At 36.8% G+C, this 24237-nt stretch carries 27 protein-coding genes and 2 other annotated features; of the genes, 4 read left to right on the top strand and 23 right to left on the bottom strand.

What is annotated here, in order from left to right:
- Window positions 1–66 precede the first annotated feature (66 nt).
- Both GHC26_RS16150 and GHC26_RS16105 read right to left on the bottom strand, forming a co-directional pair.
- The gene (locus GHC26_RS16150) at window positions 67–267 is read right to left on the bottom strand and encodes a sigma factor-like helix-turn-helix DNA-binding protein (protein WP_404821762.1); all 201 of its coding nucleotides are present in this window, start codon (window positions 265–267) and stop codon (window positions 67–69) included.
- A gap of 33 nt (window positions 268–300) precedes the next feature.
- The gene (locus GHC26_RS16105; RefSeq protein ID WP_318936965.1) at window positions 301–591 is read right to left on the bottom strand and encodes a sigma factor; all 291 of its coding nucleotides are present in this window, start codon (window positions 589–591) and stop codon (window positions 301–303) included.
- Window positions 592–884: 293 nt separating this feature from the next.
- Between GHC26_RS16105 and GHC26_RS02505 the strand changes: the two genes are divergently transcribed.
- On the top strand, window positions 885–1298 hold the full coding sequence (locus tag GHC26_RS02505; protein ID WP_163969657.1) for a helix-turn-helix domain-containing protein: 414 nt from the start codon (window positions 885–887) through the stop codon (window positions 1296–1298).
- Between the two features lie 293 nt (window positions 1299–1591).
- Here GHC26_RS02505 and GHC26_RS02500 read toward each other — a convergent pair whose 3' ends face one another.
- The 8 genes from GHC26_RS02500 to GHC26_RS02460 form a co-directional block, all read right to left on the bottom strand.
- Complete coding sequence (locus GHC26_RS02500; RefSeq protein ID WP_163969656.1) at window positions 1592–2299, bottom strand: cysteate racemase; 708 nt, start codon at window positions 2297–2299, stop codon at window positions 1592–1594.
- Between the two features lie 197 nt (window positions 2300–2496).
- Entirely contained in the window at window positions 2497–2952 is a 456-nt protein-coding gene (locus GHC26_RS02495) for a nucleoside 2-deoxyribosyltransferase (RefSeq protein ID WP_163969655.1), read from the bottom strand.
- Window positions 2953–3556: 604 nt separating this feature from the next.
- Window positions 3557–3640: a hypothetical protein gene (locus tag GHC26_RS02485; protein ID WP_264175947.1), complete on the bottom strand. Its 84-nt coding sequence runs from the start codon at window positions 3638–3640 to the stop codon at window positions 3557–3559.
- Between the two features lie 657 nt (window positions 3641–4297).
- Complete coding sequence (locus GHC26_RS02480) at window positions 4298–5320, bottom strand: carbon-nitrogen hydrolase family protein (RefSeq protein WP_163969654.1); 1023 nt, start codon at window positions 5318–5320, stop codon at window positions 4298–4300.
- Window positions 5321–5343: 23 nt separating this feature from the next.
- A complete protein-coding gene (locus GHC26_RS02475; RefSeq protein ID WP_163969653.1) occupies window positions 5344–6852 on the bottom strand; it encodes a sodium:solute symporter family protein in 1509 nt (502 codons plus the stop codon).
- Entirely contained in the window at window positions 6852–7106 is a 255-nt protein-coding gene (locus tag GHC26_RS02470) for a hypothetical protein (protein WP_163969216.1), read from the bottom strand. Before GHC26_RS02470 ends, GHC26_RS02475 begins: the two co-directional genes overlap by 1 nt.
- Before the next feature lie 303 nt (window positions 7107–7409).
- Complete coding sequence (locus GHC26_RS02465; RefSeq protein ID WP_163969652.1) at window positions 7410–8969, bottom strand: sigma-54 interaction domain-containing protein; 1560 nt, start codon at window positions 8967–8969, stop codon at window positions 7410–7412.
- A gap of 515 nt (window positions 8970–9484) precedes the next feature.
- On the bottom strand, window positions 9485–9742 hold the full coding sequence (locus tag GHC26_RS02460) for a nucleoside 2-deoxyribosyltransferase (RefSeq protein WP_163969651.1): 258 nt from the start codon (window positions 9740–9742) through the stop codon (window positions 9485–9487).
- Between the two features lie 181 nt (window positions 9743–9923).
- Between GHC26_RS02460 and GHC26_RS02455 the strand changes: the two genes are divergently transcribed.
- The gene (locus tag GHC26_RS02455; RefSeq protein WP_163969650.1) at window positions 9924–11186 is read left to right on the top strand and encodes a SulP family inorganic anion transporter; all 1263 of its coding nucleotides are present in this window, start codon (window positions 9924–9926) and stop codon (window positions 11184–11186) included.
- A gap of 48 nt (window positions 11187–11234) precedes the next feature.
- Here GHC26_RS02455 and GHC26_RS02450 read toward each other — a convergent pair whose 3' ends face one another.
- The 5 genes from GHC26_RS02450 to GHC26_RS16095 form a co-directional block, all read right to left on the bottom strand.
- Entirely contained in the window at window positions 11235–12332 is a 1098-nt protein-coding gene (locus GHC26_RS02450; RefSeq protein ID WP_163969649.1) for a prephenate dehydrogenase, read from the bottom strand.
- 15 nt (window positions 12333–12347) lie between these two features.
- Window positions 12348–13433: a histidinol-phosphate transaminase gene (gene hisC, locus GHC26_RS02445; protein WP_163969648.1), complete on the bottom strand. Its 1086-nt coding sequence runs from the start codon at window positions 13431–13433 to the stop codon at window positions 12348–12350.
- 16 nt (window positions 13434–13449) lie between these two features.
- On the bottom strand, window positions 13450–14547 hold the full coding sequence (locus tag GHC26_RS02440) for a bifunctional 3-deoxy-7-phosphoheptulonate synthase/chorismate mutase (RefSeq protein ID WP_163969647.1): 1098 nt from the start codon (window positions 14545–14547) through the stop codon (window positions 13450–13452).
- Between the two features lie 77 nt (window positions 14548–14624).
- Window positions 14625–14846: a binding site (T-box leader), on the bottom strand.
- 70 nt (window positions 14847–14916) lie between these two features.
- Window positions 14917–15144 (bottom strand) — a binding site (T-box leader).
- A 219-nt stretch (window positions 15145–15363) separates the two neighbouring features.
- Window positions 15364–15636, bottom strand: a complete 273-nt coding sequence (locus GHC26_RS16100) for a nucleoside hydrolase (protein ID WP_318936969.1) — start codon at window positions 15634–15636, stop codon at window positions 15364–15366.
- 58 nt (window positions 15637–15694) lie between these two features.
- Entirely contained in the window at window positions 15695–16171 is a 477-nt protein-coding gene (locus tag GHC26_RS16095; RefSeq protein ID WP_318936964.1) for a nucleoside hydrolase, read from the bottom strand.
- 194 nt (window positions 16172–16365) lie between these two features.
- Here GHC26_RS16095 and GHC26_RS02430 point away from each other — a divergent pair, with 194 nt between their 5' ends.
- Both GHC26_RS02430 and GHC26_RS02425 read left to right on the top strand, forming a co-directional pair.
- Window positions 16366–16590 carry a hypothetical protein gene (locus GHC26_RS02430; RefSeq protein ID WP_163969646.1) on the top strand — a complete coding sequence of 75 codons (225 nt, stop codon included), beginning with the start codon at window positions 16366–16368 and terminating at the stop codon, window positions 16588–16590.
- Entirely contained in the window at window positions 16580–16924 is a 345-nt protein-coding gene (locus GHC26_RS02425) for a type II toxin-antitoxin system PemK/MazF family toxin (RefSeq protein ID WP_163969645.1), read from the top strand. The genes GHC26_RS02430 and GHC26_RS02425 overlap by 11 nt, the downstream gene beginning before the upstream one ends.
- 240 nt (window positions 16925–17164) lie before the next feature.
- Here the strand turns inward: GHC26_RS02425 and GHC26_RS15840 are convergent, their stop codons facing one another.
- The 8 genes from GHC26_RS15840 to GHC26_RS02395 form a co-directional block, all read right to left on the bottom strand.
- On the bottom strand, window positions 17165–17563 hold the full coding sequence (locus GHC26_RS15840; protein ID WP_264175945.1) for a transposase: 399 nt from the start codon (window positions 17561–17563) through the stop codon (window positions 17165–17167).
- Complete coding sequence (locus GHC26_RS15835; RefSeq protein ID WP_226376824.1) at window positions 17563–17745, bottom strand: hypothetical protein; 183 nt, start codon at window positions 17743–17745, stop codon at window positions 17563–17565. The genes GHC26_RS15840 and GHC26_RS15835 overlap by 1 nt, the downstream gene beginning before the upstream one ends.
- 369 nt (window positions 17746–18114) lie before the next feature.
- The gene (locus GHC26_RS15830; RefSeq protein WP_226376823.1) at window positions 18115–18363 is read right to left on the bottom strand and encodes a hypothetical protein; all 249 of its coding nucleotides are present in this window, start codon (window positions 18361–18363) and stop codon (window positions 18115–18117) included.
- Window positions 18364–19991: 1628 nt separating this feature from the next.
- On the bottom strand, window positions 19992–20174 hold the full coding sequence (locus tag GHC26_RS02415; RefSeq protein ID WP_163969644.1) for a hypothetical protein: 183 nt from the start codon (window positions 20172–20174) through the stop codon (window positions 19992–19994).
- Between the two features lie 455 nt (window positions 20175–20629).
- Window positions 20630–21673 carry an Ldh family oxidoreductase gene (locus GHC26_RS02410; protein WP_163969643.1) on the bottom strand — a complete coding sequence of 348 codons (1044 nt, stop codon included), beginning with the start codon at window positions 21671–21673 and terminating at the stop codon, window positions 20630–20632.
- A 20-nt stretch (window positions 21674–21693) separates the two neighbouring features.
- Entirely contained in the window at window positions 21694–22428 is a 735-nt protein-coding gene (locus tag GHC26_RS02405) for a FadR/GntR family transcriptional regulator (RefSeq protein WP_163969642.1), read from the bottom strand.
- A gap of 36 nt (window positions 22429–22464) precedes the next feature.
- On the bottom strand, window positions 22465–23736 hold the full coding sequence (locus GHC26_RS02400; protein WP_163969641.1) for a TRAP transporter large permease: 1272 nt from the start codon (window positions 23734–23736) through the stop codon (window positions 22465–22467).
- Window positions 23733–24224, bottom strand: coding sequence for a TRAP transporter small permease (locus GHC26_RS02395; protein WP_163969640.1), 492 nt, complete (start codon window positions 24222–24224; stop codon window positions 23733–23735). The genes GHC26_RS02400 and GHC26_RS02395 overlap by 4 nt, the downstream gene beginning before the upstream one ends.
- Between the last annotated feature and the right edge of the window lie 13 nt (window positions 24225–24237).

The raw sequence follows: 24237 nt of genomic DNA, 5'->3' as shown, positions 1-24237 counted from the left end.
TTTTTTCTTACTTTATGAAAAAAGCGTCTTTTCGACAAAAGACGCTTAACTTTCTCCCTATAGTGTTTAACCATTTAATACGAGTAGTTTTTCTTTGAAGTGATCTTGTTGGAGTTTCTTCCTTGCTTGTCTTCCCCAGCTTTTAACGGCATCAATGGATACGCCTTCCTGGTTGGCTATCTCCTTTATCGACAAGTTCTGCCGAATAAAGGAATCAACCCATTTCCATTGATTTTTGGTTAATTGGGATTGAAGCTCAGTCCATATATATGGATCATCTGCTATATCGACATCGACATTTCACATTGTTGCTTCTTGTTGAATAAGTAAGTTATGATGGCACTGTTCTTTCGCCTTTAGCCGGATTAAATCGATTAAACGATAACGAATCATGTAATTGAGATAGGTAGCCAACGGGACTTTGTCTGGCTGGTATGTTCTATATGCATTCCACATGGCACAAAGGCCTTCCTGGAAAAACTCTTGGTCAGGGTCACTAATCTTCAGTTGCTGGATATGGTAATGTATTCTTCTTTCATTTTGTTCGACAATATCCTCAAAAGTCATTTGTAAATCCTGATTTTGATTCATGCTTCCCCCTCATTTCCTATTCATTTAAAGCTGTTTTCAAACTGCATTGATTACCATTAACAAAACACCCCAACCAAAACCCATTAAAAATAAGCATTCACTTATTTTGCCACTACAAATTGTTATGCATCGAAAGTCCCTCCTTTGTCATGGTGATTACAGCCTATTTACATTTTACAGATTTTTCGTAAAAATTCACTAAAAATACACAAAATGGGTGCTTTTTTCCTATATTTTTACAATATAATAATCTTAATTAAGTCCTATATTTTAGAAGGGGGAATGGTTGGTTTATGGAGGGATTAGGATTACGTTTGGAGAAGCTGCGTGAAAAGGATGGGTATAAACGCAGGGAGGTAAGTATCAAGTTAGGCTACTCCATCAATACATACGGAAATTATGAAAATGAAAAAAGAAGACCAACGACAGAAACACTCGTAAAATTAGCTGATTTATATGATGTTTCAGTTGATTATTTACTCCGTGGTACCGTATCTGAAGCAAAGGCAACATATAGTACCAACCTTGATAAAGCGGAACAAGTACTTGCCGTATTTGAAAAGCATGGAATGGAAAAACCTTATATACTCCAGCATGAAAAATGGGAGATGTTAACATGTGAAGATCTGAAGGAAATGAATGATCACTTTGAGCAAGTAGTCCAGAAGGCGAAAGTACGCAGCGGGCAGGAACCAGATCACCTATAATAAAAAGAAGCTATCTCAAACGTAAATGTATTTGGGATAGCTTCCTCGGATTTATATCATCCATTGGACAACTTCTGTTCTTGCTCCATGAATAAAGGCCAATATTCAGTTAAAATACTATATATTATTCTATAACGATGCACAAAAACCTCTCGTCACATCTTTTATCACGCATGTAACTGGCAGGCCGGCTCAGAACCCACGTCCTATGTGTAATACCCCCACTTCAAGCCTATGAGGTGAAACGGATTTGACAATAATCATGACAGTAGGTGCTGACCCCTAAACTCCTGCTAGAGCAACTCTCTTTTCTTTTCACGTATAACTCGTTTGGCTAATTCAAGGGTTGGATCGATCTTAGATAAGGATGTTTTTAAATACGGAAAAATTAATGGAATTTCCGTACAGGCTCCAATAATTCCTTTTACTCCTTGGAGTTGATAATGATGTAGAAGATCCTCCAATTTATCTAGGGAAATACTGCTCACGTCTTGTTTTTCCTTCACATGCTGGATAACCTCTGTAATGACATCCTGTTCCGCTTCACTTGGTTCCACTAACATAACATTTGCGTTTTCAAATAATTCGCGATAAAGTCCTGATTTCAACGTCATGCGTGAAGAAAGCAATAATATCTTTTCTTTAAAAAATGTAGGATCATTATTCACTACACGAAACGTATTCTCAATCAAACTGATCATTCTTGTGTTCAGGTTAGATTGCAACTCATCAAACCACAAATGTGCCGTATGACATGGCATAACTAAAAAATCTGTTCCCACCAATTCGAGCTTCTTGCCAGTTGCAATTAAATCCTTAATCGGGGAAGGGCCTTCACCAAATATTGCGTCTGCCCTAGAAGGAATTTGTGGATGATTATAAATAATGACTGGTATATGATCCTGTTCCTTTTTTGTGTTGGTATGATGGATAATCTTGTTGAAAAGGTCAGAAGTAGCAAAAGGACCCATCCCTCCGATAATGCCGACTGGTTTTTCCATACTATCACTACTTTCTTAAAGGTAAAAAACGTGAACATTCTTCATCATTATACGTCTTAGGAAAACAAAATAACCCACTATTCAGAAATATCATAATATAAAAACGTCGTTAATTAAATGGATTAATCCCCAACTAGTGACTATAGCCACAATTGCCTATATCATTATGGGGATTGGATTTTATTTGCTGTAATGGTTCACTTAATCTCGTCCCCATCTTCACCGAAGTATTCAAATACCGCATCTACCACTTCATCTAATGTATGACACACTTGATTTACCGTTTTTATTAAAAATAAATTTTCCGCTTTATAATCTGGATCATATAAAATGGTTGGCTTTCCGCTCTTAGCCATCCAGCCAATTTCCACATATGTTCCAGGATCGTCATTGATTAACACGGCAACCAGAAGGGAACATTTCTGTAAGAGCTGAATATCTTTTTCGTAAATCGCTAACTTCTCTTCTTCCGTTTCCTCGCCAGTAAACAAACCATTTTCTTTTATTGGCCTATGCGGGGAAAAATTTTGTTCGTCCAGGGCAATATGTACATCCTCAATTGGTTTCGTATCAATATGCGGAAAATCTGGTCCCGCAATATAAATATGATAGTCACGTCTATCTTCCCAATTCAACTGGGATTTGGTCTGCATTTTAATTCACCTAACCTTGTTGTTATCGTTGATTCTACTTCTAATCATATTCCAATAAAAGTAGCTATGCAATGATGCAAGCTTCCTATTGTGATACGAATTTGGGGGAGCAATTTCTGTTCAGATATTCCATCTATATGATGGAATACGAGGTGATACATATTTTTGAGGTAACAGTATAGAGGCCTATATTAAAAATCTAAATAAAATCTTGATATATTTTTCTGGCATACAAAATGCGCATGATATAAACCTCTTTTTCTGCTTCTTTAACTAAATAAAAAACAACATAGTTCCCATTACTAGCTTACGATATCCTTTAGCTTTTAAAGTATCATCCGTTACAAAACTACCTGAAAACGGGAAATCCTTTAGTCTCATAATGTTCGTTTCCATTTTCTTTAAAATGCCATCCGATGCACCTTCATTGGATAGTTCCTTATAAATGAAGTTATAAATCTCATCTATATCTTTAAAAGCTTTTGATATAAACTTAATCGTTAACTTATTTCCCTTTATATTTCTTCTTTAAATCCCTAAAAATTTCTTCTCCATCTATCAGTTCTTCCCCATTTTTAACTTCTGCTTCCGCTTCAAATAATTTTTAATATAACTCTAACTTTTCTAAGCACCTTTCATACGTTTCCATACTCATGACAACTAAATCCCCATAACCATTTTTTGTAATAAATAGCGGTTCCCTACGTTTCGCGGCACAGTTCAGAAATTTCTGTTGTATTTCTCAAATCCTTTATAGGCAGAATTTGAGGCATCATAACAACTCCTTTATTTTTATTACTGAATTATAGCATTATTAAGGATACCAACTGAGTAATTTAATCATTTAAATCAATCCTAATTCAGACCATAGTCCAGCTTTTTCCTAAAATGTATAATGATGGTAACGACACTATACAGAAGGAGAATGGTACTGTTTGTCATAAGCCTATATTAGAAAAAGTATAAGCAAAGGGACGGCTCTTTTGCTTCCGCGTTTCATTTTTGCATTAAGCTTTAAAAATAAGATTCTCTGAAACTCCTAAAACCCCTGCAGCCTGCGTTGTGATAGACCAGTGATATTTCATGGATATTTCTAAAAATGCAAACAATTAACCACTATATGGCTATCAAGATCCTCATCAGAATCTCATTTAATTAATAACTTATCAGGAACATTGTGTATTAAGAAGAGCACCAACTATTTAGGTGAAAATAGCTAAAATCTATCAGTAAATAAAATTCTCCATTTGCTCAGGTAATCTGCTTTTTAACTTTTGGAGAATATAAAAAAAGCTGTTAGAACCCATACTAAATAAGTTCTAACAGCTAAAGCCATATATCCCTACTACTTATTAACATCCTGAGTGCTACTCAAAACCTCGATCCCTTCTCTCGCTTCTGTAAGATCACTAGTGTCATTATTTTTTATTTTGACTGGATTCGCATCCTCCTTATTAAGCAACAGTTTAGCAACATCACCTCTTGCATAGTGACCAACACTATCAAGCAAATGTTTACTGTCTAAAACAGCTTCTAAATCAATCTCACCATATGCGATTCCCTCCTCATCTTGAAGTGGGCGAGATACATACTCACCAAATGGAGAAATAATACCAGCGATACCTCCCCCTACGGTTAAAGAATCACCTAATGAAGGATCTAACTCTTTATAAAAAGCTAGTTCTTCTTCTCCTAAATATGAGGAAGAGGCAATTACAAACATCTGACCTTCGAAAGCAGCAAATCTTGATGTTAAATCAATTATTTTGGTCCGGTCCCGAGGCTGACTTTTAAAATTTGATCCAGGCCAATTCGCAATGTGAATTTGCGCTCCCATTGAATATAGTGCATAACGAGATAGTGGCATAGAATTTTCATAGCATACAAGGCCAGATAACTTACCAATATCTGTATCACAAACAAATAGATCACTACCATCGCCGCGTCCCCAGATAGTTCTTTCTTCTCCTGTAGGAACTAATTTTCTTCTTTTCCCGATTATTTCTCCTTGATCATTAATAAAAACTTGTGAATTATATAACGTCATACTATTAATCTCATTAATCCCAACAACAACATAGACATTGCATTCACTAGCTTTATCACGTATTTTTTTAAATTCTGATCCATGGATATCAACTGAATTTTTATATAAATCCTTATACAATTCTAATTTCTTCACATTGTTTACACTCATCCAGATCCACCAAGGATACATTGGAATAAAAGTCTCTGGAAAAACGACTAGTTTTGCACCATTTTCAGAGGCTTCTTCAATATAGGAACAGCATTTATTAACCGTCCCACTCAAATCAAACATAGCAGGTGATGCAATAACTGATGCAGCAGTAAATTTAGGAAAATTCATTATTACTCATCCTTTCTTATTTTTTAAGAAATAGCCTTATGGCTATCTTCCTCACCTTTTTCATTCAAAGCAATCTTAAGGATTCGCTGGTACTTATCTCGACGTTCTCTATTTTGGTTTTGTTCAAATTGGGCGATAGTAAAAAACAATATCCACTGTCCCAACAAAGCGTAAGCACCTCCATATACCCCAAGTGGATCTGGATATACATAGCTGGTTAATAATAAAATGGCAAATCCTACCGCCATGCTGACATTCGCTGCATACTTACCAGCCTTCGGATAAAACATCGCACCAAACATGGGGGTAAATAAGATTGCAGCACAAGTAAAGGATATCATTGAAAGTGCTACTATCGATCCTTCTGCCACGAAAGTCCATATAACCGATATAGCCATTAAGATTAGTGTCGCGATTCTGCCAACCCATACTAGACGGTTTTCACTTTCATCTGGTTTTATAAAACTTTTCCACACATCTCTTGTAAAAATAGTACCTAAAGCAAACATTTGCGAGTCAACAGTAGACATCGCAGCACCAAATGCAGCAGCAACAAAAATAGCTGCTAAAATTGGCGAGTACTCTAATACTAATGTCGGGAATACTTGATCTGGATTTGCTATTTCTGGTAAGAATAATCTACCGAGCATTGCAACAATAATAATAGGTATGAATCCCCAACTTGCAAAGAATATATGACCAATTGATACTGTTTTAAACGATTTGATATCCTTTGCCATATAGTACCGGGTCCACAGATGTGGAAAACAAATACCAGCCATTACGTAAATTACAATATATGCAAACCAGTTGGCAGCCGTAAAGTAGCCAGAAGGTCCTGGATAAGAAAGAAACTCAGGTAATTCACTTTGTACACCAATAAATAAATCCTTTAAGCTTCCAATTCCTGTTACACCGTTCCCTAGTAACCAAAAGGCTAATCCCCAGCTAAGCAGCATATAAAACAGTCCCTGAACTGCATCGGTCCATGCAACCGCTTTCAAACCACCGGCAACACTGTATATTGTCACTAAGATAAGCATCGTCACAATCCCCAGCCAGAAGGGACTCCCCATTACTTCAAATGCTACACCAGCACCCAGTAATTGAATACCAATATAAGGGAATAATAGATAAACACCAATAATGCTTGAAATTAACCTTGTCATTTTGCTGTCATAATAATGACCCAATAAATCACCAGGTGTTACATAACCATATATCTTCCCTAGTACCCAGAGTCTTCTGCCAAATATAAACATAAACATTGCCAATACAATATTTAAAATAAAAAATGAATTAAATCCCACACCGTGAGTAAAAAATGATCCAGTTGCTCCTAATAAAAACCACATACTAAACCAAGAGGCTCCGACCGTCAAAAATAATACAAAGCCACCTAGACTTCTTCCTGCCAAATAAAAGTCATCAACAGAACCTTGATTTGTCTTTTTGTATCCCAAATAACAAATCGTTAAATAGACAAAAACAGATATAAATAAAACCAGATAAACCAATGTTGTTATACTCATTATTTATTAACCTCCAATCCGTCCTTTTTAACCAATTGCTTCACTTCATCCCAATCCGTATTTGGGTTTTTCCGACGTGCCAAATAAACAATAATTAGGATCGTAATGAGTAAGTTTGGTACCCAAATCCAAACCATATTAAAAGGAATACCTAAAATAAAAGGTTCGATTCGATTTAATGATGGAACAAATTGTGGCAAATTGACGATCACAAACCATAAACCAAACAACGTATAAAATAACTTTTTATTCATCCAAATACCTCCTTTTTTGAATGCGCTTACTTTTATATTCGCAAAAAACATGCCAAAAATTAAAAATTCTTCTTTATCACCCTCTAGGCATTGTTTAAAAGGGTGCTTTCTTATTTTTCTATATTAATCGCATACTAAAAAACATGCTTGTCCAACGGATCCGATAACCCATTTTTGCATCACCTACCATAACAAACTGGTTCATAACATTAAACCCTGCTGGGTAATTACTGATCTATAACCAAACGATGCATCAATGGGTTGTGATTCAAATTTGAATTAATGTATAAAGGTGTACAACTATTAATCATGTGTCTTACAGCCATACTTTCTTGCTTTTCGTGACATCGTTGACTGACTAATCCCTAATGAAGCTGCAGCCTTATATGTGCTTTTGTATTGTTTCAGTGTACTTTTAATAATTTCTTTTTCCGTACTTTCTAATATTTCTTTCAGTGAGTTTCCTTTGATTGTTACGGAAGCCTTATGGATATGTTCTGGTAAGTCCTCGACCTTTATTGTTGCACTTTCTGTTGTGACAATCAGCCTCTCCACAATGTTTTTAAGTTCACGGACATTTCCTGGCCAACTATAATTAATGAGTGACTTCATTACATCTGAAGAAAAATGTTTACTTATGTTATACTTCTTATTTACAACTTTAATAAAATGTTTAATGAGAATAGGAATATCATCTGTCCGTTTTCTTAATGGTGGGATTGTGATTGGAACAACATTTAAACGATAATATAAATCCTCCCGAAATGAGCCTTCCCGCACCATCTCACTTAAGTTTCTGTTTGTAGCTACAATCACTCGTGTATTAATGTTAATTGGTTTAGATCCACCTACTCTTAATACATTTCTTTCCTGCAGAACTCGAAGCAGTTTAACCTGAATATGTAAAGGGAGTTCGCCTATTTCATCGAGGAATATGGTGCCTTCATCTGCTAATTCAAATAAACCTGCTTTACCTTTTGGATTTGCACCTGTGAAAGCACCACCCTCATACCCGAATAATTCGGATTCCAGTAAACTATCTGGCAACGCAGTACAGTTAATTCGAATAAAGGATCCAGTTTCTTTTCTCGTGCTAGATTCGTGAATTAACTCTGCAATGACTTCTTTTCCAACTCCTGTTTCTCCCATTAAAAGAACCGTTGTGTCAAATTTTGCAAGTCTCAGCGCCTGATCAATCACTGTACTCATTTCTTCACTCTTAAATACAACATTATTAAGCTCTTCTAATTTTAGTTTTAGATTGTTTAATTCAATATGGTATTTTTGATTCTTTTCCTCTATATGCTTAATTTGTTCTCTAAGGTAATTTAATTCGGTAATATCTCTTACATTGGATATAATCCGAAAAATTTGTCCGTTTTCATCAAATGAAAGATTTCCAGTAACAATTGTTTCTATTCCTGTATTCACTTTTTGCATCACCGTTACCGTTTTCTTTTCTTTCATTGCCTCTAGAGTGGCACTTATATTAAATACACCTTTATCAACCAGTTCGCGCATATTCTTCCCTATAACATCATCAGTACTTAATCCGGTAATACGCTCTACTGCCTTATTTACAAATAATGTATAACCTTCACCGTCTGTTATCCATATCCCATCGTATGATGAATCAATTGCTGCCTGAAACTCTTCAATTTGTTGTTTCAATTTATAAGAATGATTTCTTATCTCATCTGATACCGCTTCTTTGCCATTTTGGAACATTGCATTAAAGCTGCCAATGATATTATTAATTTCAAACAAATCTAGGTCATATTTTTTACTTACTTCTTCAATCTTTTCCCCTTTTAGAAAATCTACCAGCGCTTTGGTTTCTATAGAACTAGCTTTTATAGACATTTTTATACCTCCTTATCGGACTTGTTATGTCTTATACAAATCTAATACATCACTACTATTAGATATATCTTAATAGAACTATTATTTTAAATTATCAGTTATTAAAGTATAAACTTAACTTTAACTAACATCAACACATTTTCTTTAAACCTATTTATATACATTAGGAATAATGAGCAAAATACCACTTCCACAAATAAATACCAGTTAGTCTGTATGTCAAAATAAATACACTAATCTGACCCACCAAGTACAAAACTATTATAAAAGAACTTACTAGCTATGTATTTTGCTGCTCGTAAGTTCCTAGTTATACTCTATGTGTAGATACTATTTTCGGTACGGTGAGTCTAATTACCTATTATACCTAATCCCCCAGCATAATCTTTCACACAATCCACCGTTTTCACTAAAAACAAATTCTCTGCCTAGTGGAAAGGGTCATATAAGGATGGTTTGCTTGCCATTATTTACCATCAAGCCGATTTCCACGTAGGTTCCAGGATCATCATTAATCAGCACACAACAAGCATGGAACATTCCTCCTGAAGACGAATGTCCTTTTCGTAAATGGCCAGCTTCTCTTCTTCTGTTTCCTCGCCAGTGACCAATCCATTTTCCTGGATTGGTCTGCGTGGCGTGAAGTGCTGTTTGGCGAGTGCTTCATAAATGTCATCAATTGGTTTTGTATCAATTTGGGGAAAATCTGGTCCTGCAATGTAGATATGTTCATTTCGTCTTTCTTCCCGCTTTGATTTGGATGTTGTTTTCATTGTGTTCACCTTTATTATGTATGGCGGTTCGAGTTTCTTTATAAAAATTCTCCCCCTAAGTTAGTCAATCATACCGCACGTTTACTCACCCGCTACCAACTACCCTTCAAACACCGAGTCATATTTCATAAGACAACTAATATATTTAATCGTATAGCCTGTACATAGTAAGGAGAAATCGATGTTGAAGATCTACAAACTCATGCCTGGATTAAAGCATCTCGCAAACTATAAACAGTCCAATTTAATAGGGGATCTTACTGCTGGATTAATTGTAGCATTTTTGTTAATCCCTCAAAGCATGGCGTATGCCACAATAGCTGGAGTACCAGTTTCACTCGGCTTATTTGCGGCTACTTTTCCGCTCATCATTTACGCTTTATTTGGGACCTCGAAATATTTATCGGTAGGTCCCGTTTCCGTTGTTTCCTTATTAGCTTTTTCGGCTGTTTCTAGCATTGCTGCACCAAATTCCGCTCAGTTCCTGCAGCTCATTATTTTTCTGGCACTGCTTGTGGGTGTATTGCAATTTTGCATGGGATTGATTAAATTTGGATCTATTTTTGATTATGTCTCCCCCGCGTTTATCACTGGGTTTACCTCAGCAATCGCAATTATTATTGCATTAAACCAAGTTAAATCCATTATGGGGGTATCATTGCCAAAGTATGATAATCTAGTTGATTATGGGATGGAAATTTTACGACACGTTTCTGACATCAATGCCTATACTGCGTTAATCGGCATCGGAAGTATCCTTCTATTGGTAACGCTTAAGAAAATGTTCACCATTTCTCCCGGGCCATTTATTGTCATCGTGTTATCGATTGGACTCGTGGATTATTTTAATCTTCATCAAAAAAACGTCGATATTGTCGGCCAAATTCCAAGCGGATTTCCAGATCTTTCTATGACAATACCGACATGGGATCTCATTTTATTGTTAATGCCAACAGCATTTATGATTAGTTTTATATCCTTTTTGGAATCCTATGCCATTGGCAAAACATTAGCGAACAAAGAGAATGAACAGCTCGATCCTAACAGGGAACTAATGGGTTTAGGCCTTGCTAATATTACCAGTTCCGCTGTTGGATCCATCCCAATTGCTGGGGCGATTTCAAGGTCAGCAGTCAACCATCAGTCTGGTGCAAAAACGAACTTATCCTTATTGATCACTGCCTTTTTCATGTTCGTAGCCATTCTTTTTCTAACACCATTATTTTATTACTTACCAAAAGCGACACTTGCAGCAATTATTATTGTGGCTGTTTCCAAACTGATCAACCTAAAGCAAATGATCGATTATATAAAGAATAAACTGTCAGATGGTCTTATTCTCATCGCTACGTTTCTATCCACCTTAATGATTGATATTTTCATCGGACTACTTATTGGAATTACGGTGTCACTTTTGGTTAAAGGAGCGAGAAGTTTCGCATGATCACCATTCGACATCAAACGACAAAATTCGGGAAGTGACAGGCACCAGTTAGGCCGCTTCAAACGTCTTATAATCATTCATTCTTAATAGATCTTGAGCCTTTGTGCGATCCTCATCTTTCTGAAAGCTAATGCGCATGACGCCGAGCAGGCCTTCTCTATTTTCAATAATATGAAGGTTGGTGAGACTGATGCCATGTTCAGCTAGCAATGTCGTAATGCCTGCAATAGCACCAGGGACATCCATTACATCCACATACAAATCATAATACGAAGGGATGGCACCTTTCGAACGAACTGGTAACGAATCACGATACTCCTTTGCATCTGCAAAGAACTCAGAAATCGCCTGATCATTCCCTTTTTCTAATACCTGTTTGAAATCCAATATTTCCTCAACAAAGTCATCGACTATTTCTAGTAAGTTGGCCTGATTTTGTTTCATAATATCTTTCCACATCTCTGGACTAGCCGATGCAATTCGGGTAATATCTCGAAACCCACCAGCTGCTAGCACATTTACCAATGGATGATTTTCTGCATATTTACTTGCTTGATTCACTAAACCCGCTGCCATAATATGCGGGAAATGGCTAACGACACCTGTTACATAATCATGTTCCGCTGTATCCAGAACAAGAAAATGCGCATTAACACCTTGCAACCATTGTTTTAGTTCGTCTACTCGATCAGAAGCATGATTTGTAGGCGTTAGGATGTAATAGGCATTTTCGAATAGATAGGCCTTGGCACTTTCTACACCGGTTTTATGGGATCCTGCCATCGGATGACCGCCGATAAATGTAACCTCCTGCCACAACTCCTCAGCCAGTTCCATGATCCCATTTTTCGTACTGCCAGTATCGGTTATAATGACATTTTCCTTCAGGTCAAAACCTGCTAATTGTCTCATGACCCTTTTCATCTGTAACACGGGGATTGCCAAAATAATCACATCCGCGAGTTCTGCACTTTTGCGGAAAGAGGTTACTTTTTCATCAATAATTTGAAGTGATTTTGCCGTTTCTGCTTCACTTTTCCGCTTATCATAGCCATAAATCTGTGCCTCTGGATGTTTATTCTTGATGGCAAGGGCTAAGGATCCGCCGATTAATCCTAGCCCTACAATCAATACATTTCCACGCATGCCTACTCCTCCTCATTAAACCTTCTCGGTGATAAGCTCTTTTATGGCACTTCGCACTTGTTCGTTATGCTCTTCTTGACCAACCGTAATCCGGACTGATGTTGGAAATCCTAATGCTTTTCCAGAACGAACAATGAGCCCTTTTGTCAATAAAAATTCTGTAACCTCATCTCCATCCAGATGAAAATCAATCAAGATAAAGTTTCCTTGTGATGGAAAATAATCAAGCTGATGGTCTTTGCAAAATGTATAATATTTTTCCAGCTCGGCTGTATTTTTCTTGCGGCAGCCTTCTACAAATGCTTGGTCTGTTATGGCAGTAGTTGCAGCTCGTTGACCAAGTACATTGGTATTAAACGGAAGACGAACTGGTTCCAGTTGCTGAATAATGTTTTCCGATGCAATCCCATATCCCACTCTAAAACTAGCAAGGCCATAAATTTTGGAAAATGTTCTCGTGATGATCAAGTTAGGAAATGTATCAATAAGTGACAGTGAATCATACGGATCTGTCACATACTCATAATAAGCTTCATCGAGAACGACTAATACATCACTTGGAACTTGACGGAGAAAATCTCTTATCTCACTCTCTGGAATATAGATCCCTGTTGGGTTATTTGGACTACAAACCCATACAATGGCAGTGTCCTCATCTATTGCTGACAGCATTTCAGCCAAATCGTGATCTCCATTTACCAACTCTACTTCCCGCACTTCTGCACCTTCAATAATGGCTGCCTGCTTATATTGTGGAAAGGTTGGTGAAGCCATGACAGTGTTCTTGCCAGGTTCAAGCATCGCTCTGGAAATAACTTGGACCAGCTCATCTGTGCCATTGGTGAAAATAAGCTGTTTTTCATCTACCCCTAAATGGGAGGCAGTTGCTTCCCTTAATTGAGAAGCATTGCCATCAGGATAAAGCATAAAGGACGAATCCATTTGTTTTAATGCTTCATCCACATGTGGTGAACAGCCATATGGGTTTTCGTTTGAAGCTAATTTTATAATTGATTCGAGTTGATACTGCTTCTTCACTTCTTCTATTGACTTACCTGGTTGATATGCACCTAAATCAAGAATTTGCTCTTTCCATTTCATCCCAGTTCCTCCTTTATTATCGAATAAGCGCTTCATTTTGCGCTAGCTTACCGTTAAATGCCTTTATACCGTCCATGAACTCCTTGAATTCCGGAATATTCATTTGTTGTGCGGAATCCGATAAGGCCACTGCTGGATCTGGATGAACTTCTGCCATGATGGCATCTGCACCTATCGCTAGTGCTGCTTTTGCTGCTGGGAAAAGTAAGTCTTTTCTGCCAGTAGAATGGGTGACATCAACGACAACTGGAAGATGGGTTTCCTGCTTTAAGATTGGTACAGCAGAAATATCTAACGTGTTCCGTGTTGCCTTCTCATACGTCCGAATTCCCCGTTCACACAGAATGATTTGATCGTTTCCTTGTGAAATGATATATTCGGCCGCATTCATAAATTCTTCAATCGTAGCGGCCAATCCTCGTTTTAACAGGACAGGCTTCTTCACTCTCCCTACCGTTTTCAATAGTTCAAAGTTCTGCATGTTACGCGCACCAATTTGAATGACATCAACATAGTCTAGCGCTGTTTCGACATCATGTGGGGTTAAGATTTCACTGACAACAGACATGCCAGTTTCATCGGCAACTTTTCGTAAAATTTTCAACCCATCTATTCCAAGACCTTGGAAATCGTATGGAGATGTACGAGGTTTGAAAGCGCCGCCTCGCATAAGCGTTAGACCTTGTGCTTTCATTGCTTTTGCTACCTCTTTAACCTGCTCATAACTTTCCACTGCACATGGTCCCATAATGAAACCCTGCTCTCCATTGCCAATCTTTGTACCATTCACATCAACAATGGTGTTTTCAGGACATGTTTTACGGGATACTAGTAATGCTTTTTTATGATTATCTTCCTGAAGCTCCAGACTTGCTTTGAAAATTTCTTTGAAAATGTGCTGAACCGTGGATGACTCAAACGGGCCTTCATGGTTTTTCATAATGACATCAAGCGATTGCCGTTCACGAACTGGATCAAATTTTACCGCACCTTGCTTTTCTTTGTATTCCCCTATTTTTTGTACAATTTCACCACGTTGGTTTAACAGCTTCAATATCTCTAGATTTACCTCATCGATTTGGTTACGTAATTCTTTTAATTCATTTGCACTCATGTTTCATTCCTCCTTAAAATTTTAATTAACGTGTCGTGATATACGAAAAAAATCGTCCCTGTCGTAAATTGATCTACGACAGGGACGATTCTCATCGCGGTACCACCCTCATTGTGAACGAAATGTGCGTTCACCTCTTGATTCTAGTTAACGATCTGTTCGACCGTCTTTCTCAGGAAAAATGATGAGAAAGAAGCTCCTGGACTGTAATTCGTGCCTTATCTATGACTGATTCACACCACCATCAGCTCTCTGGACAGGGAGATAAGACGCTACTTCGGTCCGTTCATTGCTTTTTGATATATTTCATTTTGGTTTAGTGGTGACGGCGAACTCTCAAGAATTAAAAAGTCCCCACTGATAACGATCAGTAGGGACGATTGGTTCGCGGTACCACCCTAGTTGTGAATAGACGATTCACCACTCTAATTGGTTAACGATCAAATAACCGTCTTTTTCTTGTTAAAGACTCTAGCTTTAAGAAGAAAAAGAAGCTCCAGGACTGTAATTCGCACCTTATCTATGACTGATTCGCACCACCATCAGCTCTCTGTTCAGGGAGATAAGACACTACTTCGATCCGTTCATTGCCTTTTATGATTTTCTTTTCAGTTTAAATGTTATAGTTTCATATTATATGCACTTCTGAATAATCTGTCAACACTTATTTTGTAGTTTTTCAACCAATCGTCAAAATGAAAATGACAAAACTCTTTAAAAAGAAGGTGCCTGTCACTACTCGAATTTTGTCGAAAGTCGTCTTCTACATGGATGATTTCTTTTCTGTTATCACTAAACGAATGATTTCCTTGTCCTCTAATTTGAATAAGATCTCAGTACGCTATCAAATAAGTTCCAAAACTTGTCCTGCTTTAACTGGTAAGCAAAACACACATTTGGTCCTTTGTTTGTTATACCTAGAATATCAACAGAAGTCATTCCATACGTACATTCACCTTTTGTTTCAATATCTAGACGCACATGTTTAAAGTTAAAGATGGAAGGATCGATTAAGTACGAGACTGTACAAGCATCATGGAATGGTCCTCCTCCAAAGCCAAAAACATCTTGATACTTATTTGAAAGAATTCTAACAGTTCAACGACAAAATTAGAAACTGGATTATCAATGTCAGCAAATTTGTTAATTACTTCTTTCGTTGCCGAGGCTCATCTAGGCCAAACATTGCAATCGGTACACCACTCTCATAAACTACCTTAGCTGCTTCTGCATCAACCCAAATGTTAAATTCTGCTGCAGGGGTCCAATTACCAAATGTCCCTCCACCCATTAGTACAATTTCTTTTATTTTCGGAACAATGTTGGGTTCCTTAATCATAGCCATCGCAATATTCGTAAGGGGCCCAGTTGGCACTAACGTAATATCCCCATCAGAACATAAGACTTTCTCTATTATTACATCAACAGCATGCTGTTTAACGGCTTTAGATTTTGGTTCATCAGGAAGTTTCGGACCATCTAGACCCAATTCACCATGAATTTCTTCGGCTATTTCCATCTTCTTAAGCAATGGCTTTCCCGCTCCTTGTGCAACTGGTACATCATGTAGCCCGATAATGTCACAAACTTTAAGAGCATTTAATGTGTTTTTTTCTACTTCCACATTTCCAGCAACCGTTGTAATCGCTTCAATGTTTAGATTACTTACCTTTGAAGCATAATCACATCTATGCTATAATCAATTTTTTCTCCTCCTTCTAAACTCTACGTAGCGGGGAGTTGACACCTGTAGTCTGTCTTGTGTAATGTTACTGAAATGTTATAATAAGGAAAATATGACTTGTGAGGTGTCCAATCATGTCTGCTCTAAAAAAAGAAGATGTCTTTAATGAGTTCGATAACCTAATTAAATCTTTATCTGAAGAAGAAAAACAAGTCTACGCTGAAAAGGTTATAGATATTAAAAAAAAGGTTGAGAAATTACTAAACCAAGAAGAGGATAATCTTTATAATGGAATAGTCAATGAATCTCTTAAAGAAGCTTGGGATAATGAAAAGGACGATGCCTATAATGACTTATAAAAAACAAGATATTGTTTTAGTCCCTTTCCCATTCAATGATCAACCGGGATTCAAAAAGCGCCCTGCTGTTATTATCAGTAATGAAAATCATTACAAAGAGTATGGGAAGTATATATGTCTAGCAATTACTAGCCAAGAAAAAAGAAGTGATACTGTTCGCTATGAACTTAAAATGTATAAAACAACTTCAATAGGCTTACTTTATAGTGACCAATGGGTATTACCAAATAAGGTTTTTTCTATTGAAAATAGAATAATTTTAAAGAAATTAGGCACTATGGATGAAAAAGATTTTAGAAAAGCCGAGGCCATGTTTAATGACATTTTACGTTAAATAATATAAGTATTATGTATAATAAAGTAGGGTGGAATTATTTGACCCTTATAGCAATCTAATGATTCACTCTCATAGTATGAGGGGCTGACCCATTGGCCTTGCATCAATGTTATTAAAATCCATAAGAATAAAAATTTACCAATTGGTTTCAGATTTTAAATTAAAAAATGAGAACGGGGTATTAAGTTGACCTTGTTCCCATTTTTTTCCATATTTAAATGTCAAAAAAAATAAACACTATTTCTTCTTTTGTGGCTTGATAATGGCTACATTCCCTTCAAACTTCGTCTCCTTTTCATTTGGTATAGGGACTTTCTGGCGCCCTCGTGATTTCTTGCTTTTGCCTTGATATAACTCTTCCATAAATTCACTGTATGGTTTATACATATACGTTCGCATTAACCTTAAAAACGGCCAAAGTTTCTTCTTCGACTTTAACTGTAATTGTAGGATCAAAGCCAGCCCATATGCGGCTAAGGCAAGGAACATCTGATTCCACATTCCTTGTGGTTTCGTACTCCAAATCTTGACCAGTTTTAAATGTTGTTTTACCCATTTGAAAAATGTCTCAATCATCCATCGATAACGATAGAGATCCATAATTTGCTCTGCAGGTAAATCCCATCTCGTCGTCATTAATCGATAGAGTTTTTTTCTTCGCCTTCGAATCCTACTAGGCGAATCGGTTCATCCGCATAGCTATATTGAACTTTTGCGTCCATAAGAATAGCTGGATGATTGGTCTCATACTTTACTTTTGGTACAGCTTTTATACTCTTGATATTCGTACGACGAAAGAAATCCCCTTTTCCTGCCAACTCATCAAGTTCTTTACTGATGGGTAGCCACGATCCATCAGATAGGTTACATCAGCTTCTTCGACTAGTAAGTAGGTGTTTCAACATCTCCTACATTTCCCGTGGAAGGTACAATCTTGTCAGGATAGGAGATATCTTCTGAGACAACCATGATACGGATATGCTTTTTCACTACATTCCATCCTTTAGTGACGAAAGCCCAATCACAGAGCTGTGGAGGAAGTTTTAAATGGGTAGAATCTATGATTCTTAGTCGCCCTATTTCAGGACTTATTCCTTTATAATCTTTTGTGAGTTCTTGAATCTTATGTACAACTTTTTGGAATAGTTCCTGAGCCCACTCTGTGGGTAAATTGTTTATTCTGCGACTTAATTGTGATCCACTAATACTAGGTGATTAATAGCTTCACAAAACTCTGGATTGGCACGAAGACGCTCTTCCATATCTTCGTAGGACTCCCACTTATCTAGTTGTGCAGCCGCAAAAATTTTCATTAATGCATCTACAGAAAGCTTGTCATACTCATAATTTAAGAGTGGAGATGAAAAAACTTCTGTAGGTAAAACCGATAAACATTGACTAATTAACTGTTTATGACCTATACTTTTATTTGGCAATTTAAAAGCTCCTTTGTAGAAATTTTGGGAACAAGTATGGTCTCACTTCTACAATAGGAGCCTTTTTTATTTTTGTAAATAATTTTCTTACATTTAATGAATTGGAAGTTATTTCCACACATGCAAGGCCAATGGGTCTGACCCTATCATTTTTTGGTGCCTGTCACCACCCGAATTTTGTCGAATGGTCGGCTAACATTTGTAGTGTAATAGGACAAACTAGCTATAACATAGGCTGTTTTAGAAGGGACTGACAGCCTATGATTAACTACTCAAGATTGCTTGTCAATGAATTTGTATTTGTTCCTCTAGAAAGCATGGAACCTTTCATCCAAAATCTAGACATCCCTAAGAAACAGCTTAGTCGTGAAATAAAGAAAGTCAACAAGGAAATCTATTCTTCTTACTTGCCAGAAGTGGTGTTTGATGTAAAGACCTGCAAGTATTCTGTGGTAGGGAATTATACAACCTATTACGCATATCAACATCTCTACCCTAAAAACAGACTTATTCTATGTAAAGTTTTTTATGACTTAGAAGAGAGCGAGAAGTACTTAATCACAATCGACTGGATGATGAAACATCGTATAACGAATTGGTATGATCGTCGTGATATAATTACTAAATTGATTTATGAATTTAACCTACCTAAATCAGAATTAACCACCTATCTGAATAAAAAAAAAAGACATTGAGAACTATTTAGATCTACCCCCAAATGTCAAGAGTGAGACCATCCGGCAACAAAAAGAAAGGATCATCACTAAGATATCTCAGGAAGCATTCAAAAACGATGTCAATAAAGATTACCTGTATATTCTTGTCTTATACAAGGGAGAACACATTACACAACAACAGCTAACATTTATTAGCTGGTTAAGAGGTAACGGAATTAACTTTGAAAAGCAGGAGCTTACACTCGAACAAGAACATGAACTGATGGATGAAGCGTTATATCTTAAACAGCATTTCTTGAATCATATTCGAAAGCGGATTAATAAGATGCGAATAACTAATGGGGATAAGCCTATTTTTAGGAATGACCGATTTTAAAAACATTTAATACAATTAAAAACTTCACTACATTAAAAATACTACCAAGATGGGGTGACACCAGCCTTATAGTATTACTGATTTCCGTACGTTGAACATAATTCCCTAGAGAAAATACATCTTACATCTAAATTAAGAACTGAACTGGAACATAGGCAAAACTCTGCCCGAAGTTATTAAAATAACTTGACTGGAAATCAAAAAATAAAAGGGGCAATTCTTTAGAAATCAAGAGAACCATCTCCATGCTTCAATTCCTTTCCCCCCCCTTGTCCTTTATAATCTAAAACCAAGTATAAGTCCTACCTCTATATTAATTCCCTTGCTCCATGTATAAAGGCTAATATAATTATTTGTTTATCAGAAACTTTATATATCATTCTATAACGATGTACAAAATCTCTCTTATTTTTTCATTATTAAATTCTGGTACTATTCTATCTCTTTCGGAAAATAGACTCAAACTCAGTGATTTACTTTTAACCCCATCATAAAATGACGCAGCATATGCTGGAGAATCTTGAGAAATATATTCAATTACATATTCTAATCATTAAGTGCATATTGAGCCCAAACTACTGTCTTAGCCATTTATCCATTCTCTTTTCCATTTCCTTGTGAGAAACAATATTTCCTTTTTCAAGATCATCTAGGCCCTTTTCTATTTTAGAACGGACATATAATGTATACTGAATATCTTCTATGGAACAATCATTTGGCAAATGGTCAATCAGCTTCTTAATTTCATCCTTAAGCATAATTCTCACCCTCAAACTTTTATAACATTATACGGTTAACTTATGTAAAATTTAATCAATGTAATTCCTAACCGACCACCCACACATCATTATAACTATTTCTAACGTACTTTTTTCTAAAGGTCCAGACGAAGTGGTGGCGAAAGTAATGAAGTATTTGAAACAACGGGACATGGAAACTTTTATCCAGCTGGTAATGTTGATGAGTAATTCTCGTAAGTCCCTTCTGTATAAATTCTTGATGCGGTTCGCGAATCTTACATTTGTGTAGTTAATTGCGCCTCTCCTTTTCCTTTAGAGCACAAGAATAATAAAACTATATTAAATGACTGCCTCATATATTCTGAGGCAGTCATTTATTTAGTATGTGCTAAGTATGGATGCTTCTTCCTGTACGAAGGAAGTATTAAAAGCCTGATCCATTACCCGTCACCTAGTCTCTATCCTTAGACACCTTATAATTCAAATGGAATGTCCAATGATTCTCCTAGCTTACGAAGTTCCTCCAGGACGCTTTCATCAACAGGAACACCTTTTTCCGCATTATCTCTCTCACGTTTAAACTCAATTTCACCTGGCAAGAATGTTTCCTCAACACCTGGTGCTTTTTTCGTATCTTTTACAAAAGAAGAAAGCATCTGAATTCGTTCATCATATTCTTCTGGTTTTAAGAAGAAGGAAGTATCAATTGCTAGCATAAAATAGGAAATAGACTGTTTTTCTTCTAAGTTATACATAGACGAGATTGTTTTGGAGAATTGACCTCCAGAAATAACACCAGTTAAAACTTCCGTTAATAACGCTAGCCCAAAACCTTTTGGTCCACCAACTGGTGATAAGAATCCACCATCTGTAACCTCAGCAGGGTCATTCGTTTCCTGACCATTTTTATCCACACCCCAGCCAGACGGGATCGATTCACCTTTTGTTTTCGCTACTAAAATTTTTCCTAGTGGTACATTACTTAACGCCATATCTAATACAATTGGATCCTTGCCCTCAGCATTTGGTGCAGCGATAGCAATTGGGTTATTCCCAATAAGTTTTTCTGCACCGCCAACAGCAGGCATTAATGGTTCAACATTACTAATGACAAGCCCAATCATGTTTTTCTGCGTTGCCAGCGAAGCATAATAAGCTGCTATCCCAAAGTGGTTACTGTTTCGTACTACGGTTAAGCCAATTCCTGATTCTTTTGCTTTGTTAATAGAATTATTCATGGCAGTTTTTCCGACTACCTGGCCAGCACCATAATTTCCATCCATTAATGAAAGCGAAGTACTGTCATTAACCGTTTCCACAACAGCATCGATGTTAATAAATCCTTTTTTAATCCGTTCAATATAAATAGGAAGACGAAGAAATCCATGACTGTGAATACCGCGATAATCAGCTACTAGCATCGTATCCGTAATCGTTTTGGCATCTTCTTCTTTCATTCCTACTTCTTTCAAACAGTTAATCGAAAATTGATAGACTTTATCTCTTGCTACATGCATGATAATTCCTCTCCCTGCTATTAATAGTTTTGAAATTCCTCACGAGCAATTTGGTCCATTTCATTTAATTTTAAAATCCGATTCTCTACATCATTTAAATGAAGAACTAATTGCCGCTCTGCTTCATCTTCATCTTTATGGATAACTGCCTCATAAATCAGCTTGTGATAATCTAGAGAAGCCGTTAACACATTGTCATCATAGGCAACCTGTTTCTGTACTTTAAATAACAAATCAGAAATGGTATTGTACAAAAATAGTAATACTGAATTATTGGCAGCCTCTGCTATTTCCCTATGAAATCCAATATCAGCAGCAATGTACTTCTCTTTATCTTTTTCCTTAATCGCCTTGCTCATATCATCAATGTATTGTTGAATATTAGACAGATTTTTCTCGGATCTCCGTACTGCTGCTAAGCGAACTAGATCTTTTTCCAGCATGACACGTGTATGCTGAATATCTTCATATTTCGCATCATTTAATAAAATCTGCAAGGTGAATGACTCTTCAATAATTCTTGAAAAATCAGCTTGAACATACGTTCCAGAGTGGGTTCTGTTTAATAGCCCCTGTAATTCCAGCACTCGTAAAGCTTCACGAACGGAATTTCGACTGACATCAAATAACTGGCTTAACTCTCGTTCATTTGGCAGCTTTTCCCCAACCTTAATTTCCCGTTTTATGATTAAACCTTTTAATTGATCCACCACAAAATCAGATAATGATGTTTTCTTTATTGGTTCAATTTTCATAACACATACCCCATTTAACAAACATATTCATTTTTATTAATCAAAGATTTCTGGAATCCATAGCGATAACTCAGGTATCAACACTATAATGATGTATGATAAAACCATGACACCAAGTACGTGAAGCACATCCGGGAATGTTTTTTCGACTGGAATGTCAGCAATTTTGGCTGATGTGAACAGTCCAACTGCTAATGGCGGTGTAACGCCACCAATTGCTAAGTTTACCATCATCAGGACACCGAAGTGAAGTGGCTCTATCCCAATTTGCATCGCAATCGGAAATAAGATTGGTGTCATAATAATAATCGTTGCAATGGTCTCCATAAATGTACCCATCACTAGTAAAATAATACTAATAAATATCAAAATCAGTATATCACTAGTCGTAACGCTTGTTAAAAAGGTCGCCAATTCATTTGGAATTTGCTGTGTCGTTAAAATCCAACCAAATGGCGTTGCAGCAGCAATAATGAATAATATGATGGCACTATTTACAGCGGACTGCTTAAATACAGAAAACAGTTTGCTTACTGGCAATTCCTGGTAAACGACAGTTGCCAATATTAAGGCATAGACAACCGCAACAACTGCTGATTCTGTCGGTGTAAATGCACCTGACATCACACCGCCCAAAATAATGACAGGCAGCAGCATCGGGAGTATGGCAGATATAAACGATTGGAACAATTCTTTAAAATCAAATGCTGTGGTATCCCCACCATAATTTCGTTTACGGGACACAATAATTCCGTAGATCACTAATAATAATGTAACCAAGATTCCAGGCAGGATTCCAGCCAGGAATAAATCACCAATGGAAACACCAGCACTGACACCAAATACGACCATTGCCATACTAGGCGGAATAACCATTCCCAAAACACCAGCACCAGCAATTAATGGTGCGATAAATCCACGGTCATATCCTTTTTTGATCATTTCAGGAGTAACAATCGAACCAACAGCAGCTACGGTTGCAACACCAGAACCAGAAATTGCTCCAAAGAACGCGGAAGCTGTAACCGAAACACCGGCCAAACCACCCTTAATAAATCCTAACAGAGCATTAGCAAAACGCATCAATCTTGGGGTTGTACCATACATCATCAAGTTCCCTGCTAGCAGGAAAAATGGGAGTGCCAGCAAGGGAAATGAATTCAGACCACTAAACATTTGCTGTGGAATAATACTTGGTGCTACAGCTGTATCTTGAAGGAATAAAAATGCAAGACAAGATACACCAATTGCAAAACTGACAGGAAGACCAATCAACAGTAAAATCCCTAATATAAGAAAAATAATCATACAGGTTGATCTCCTTTTTCATTACTATTTCGTATAATCCCTAGCATTTGAATGATAAGGTAAATGATCATCACGATACCAGTTACTGGGATAATAAGATGGACAATCCCAGTTGGAATCTGTAATGAAGGCGTCATAAGTGACATCATATCTCCAAGTGATGTAATCGAATAATAGGAGATAACGGCTAGGAATACGATACATATTAATTTGTTTAGAATTTCAATAAAGGTTCTGCCAGCAGGTGGCAGCTTTTTAATGAAAAAATCAATACGTGTATGTTCTTCATACTTGATGCCGATTGCAGCGCCTAAAAATGCAATCCATACCATTCCGAAACGCGCAAATTCTTCTGCCCAATGAATATTCATATCAAATACATAGCGAAAAACAACCTGTGCAAATACAATAATGGTCATGAGGGCAAACACAACGACGGTTAAGCCACTAATTAACTTTTCAATCCACCGTAACACGTTTGTTTCCATTTGATTCCCCCCA

It is taken from the genome of Oceanobacillus halotolerans, assembly GCF_010993955.1.
Classification (GTDB): domain Bacteria; phylum Bacillota; class Bacilli; order Bacillales; family Amphibacillaceae; genus Oceanibacillus_A; species Oceanibacillus_A halotolerans.
The sequence above is the reverse complement of the archived record's forward strand: the minus strand, read 5'-3'. Positions and strand labels throughout refer to the sequence as shown.

Coding starts and splice junctions, on each gene's coding strand:
- GHC26_RS16105 (WP_318936965.1), bottom strand. CDS start 591: ATGAATCAAAATCAGGATTTACAAATGACTTTTGAGGATATTGTCGAA.
- GHC26_RS02505 (WP_163969657.1), top strand. CDS start 885: ATGGAGGGATTAGGATTACGTTTGGAGAAGCTGCGTGAAAAGGATGGG.
- GHC26_RS02500 (WP_163969656.1), bottom strand. CDS start 2,299: ATGGAAAAACCAGTCGGCATTATCGGAGGGATGGGTCCTTTTGCTACT.
- GHC26_RS02495 (WP_163969655.1), bottom strand. CDS start 2,952: ATGCAGACCAAATCCCAGTTGAATTGGGAAGATAGACGTGACTATCAT.
- GHC26_RS02480 (WP_163969654.1), bottom strand. CDS start 5,320: ATGAATTTTCCTAAATTTACTGCTGCATCAGTTATTGCATCACCTGCT.
- GHC26_RS02475 (WP_163969653.1), bottom strand. CDS start 6,852: ATGAGTATAACAACATTGGTTTATCTGGTTTTATTTATATCTGTTTTT.
- GHC26_RS02470 (WP_163969216.1), bottom strand. CDS start 7,106: ATGAATAAAAAGTTATTTTATACGTTGTTTGGTTTATGGTTTGTGATC.
- GHC26_RS02465 (WP_163969652.1), bottom strand. CDS start 8,969: ATGTCTATAAAAGCTAGTTCTATAGAAACCAAAGCGCTGGTAGATTTT.
- GHC26_RS02460 (WP_163969651.1), bottom strand. CDS start 9,742: ATGAAAACAACATCCAAATCAAAGCGGGAAGAAAGACGAAATGAACAT.
- GHC26_RS02455 (WP_163969650.1), top strand. CDS start 9,924: ATGTTGAAGATCTACAAACTCATGCCTGGATTAAAGCATCTCGCAAAC.
- GHC26_RS02450 (WP_163969649.1), bottom strand. CDS start 12,332: ATGCGTGGAAATGTATTGATTGTAGGGCTAGGATTAATCGGCGGATCC.
- hisC (WP_163969648.1), bottom strand. CDS start 13,433: ATGAAATGGAAAGAGCAAATTCTTGATTTAGGTGCATATCAACCAGGT.
- GHC26_RS02440 (WP_163969647.1), bottom strand. CDS start 14,547: ATGAGTGCAAATGAATTAAAAGAATTACGTAACCAAATCGATGAGGTA.
- GHC26_RS02430 (WP_163969646.1), top strand. CDS start 16,366: ATGTCTGCTCTAAAAAAAGAAGATGTCTTTAATGAGTTCGATAACCTA.
- GHC26_RS02425 (WP_163969645.1), top strand. CDS start 16,580: ATGACTTATAAAAAACAAGATATTGTTTTAGTCCCTTTCCCATTCAAT.
- GHC26_RS15840 (WP_264175945.1), bottom strand. CDS start 17,563: ATGACGACGAGATGGGATTTACCTGCAGAGCAAATTATGGATCTCTAT.
- GHC26_RS02415 (WP_163969644.1), bottom strand. CDS start 20,174: ATGCTTAAGGATGAAATTAAGAAGCTGATTGACCATTTGCCAAATGAT.
- GHC26_RS02410 (WP_163969643.1), bottom strand. CDS start 21,673: ATGCATGTAGCAAGAGATAAAGTCTATCAATTTTCGATTAACTGTTTG.
- GHC26_RS02405 (WP_163969642.1), bottom strand. CDS start 22,428: ATGAAAATTGAACCAATAAAGAAAACATCATTATCTGATTTTGTGGTG.
- GHC26_RS02400 (WP_163969641.1), bottom strand. CDS start 23,736: ATGATTATTTTTCTTATATTAGGGATTTTACTGTTGATTGGTCTTCCT.
- GHC26_RS02395 (WP_163969640.1), bottom strand. CDS start 24,224: ATGGAAACAAACGTGTTACGGTGGATTGAAAAGTTAATTAGTGGCTTA.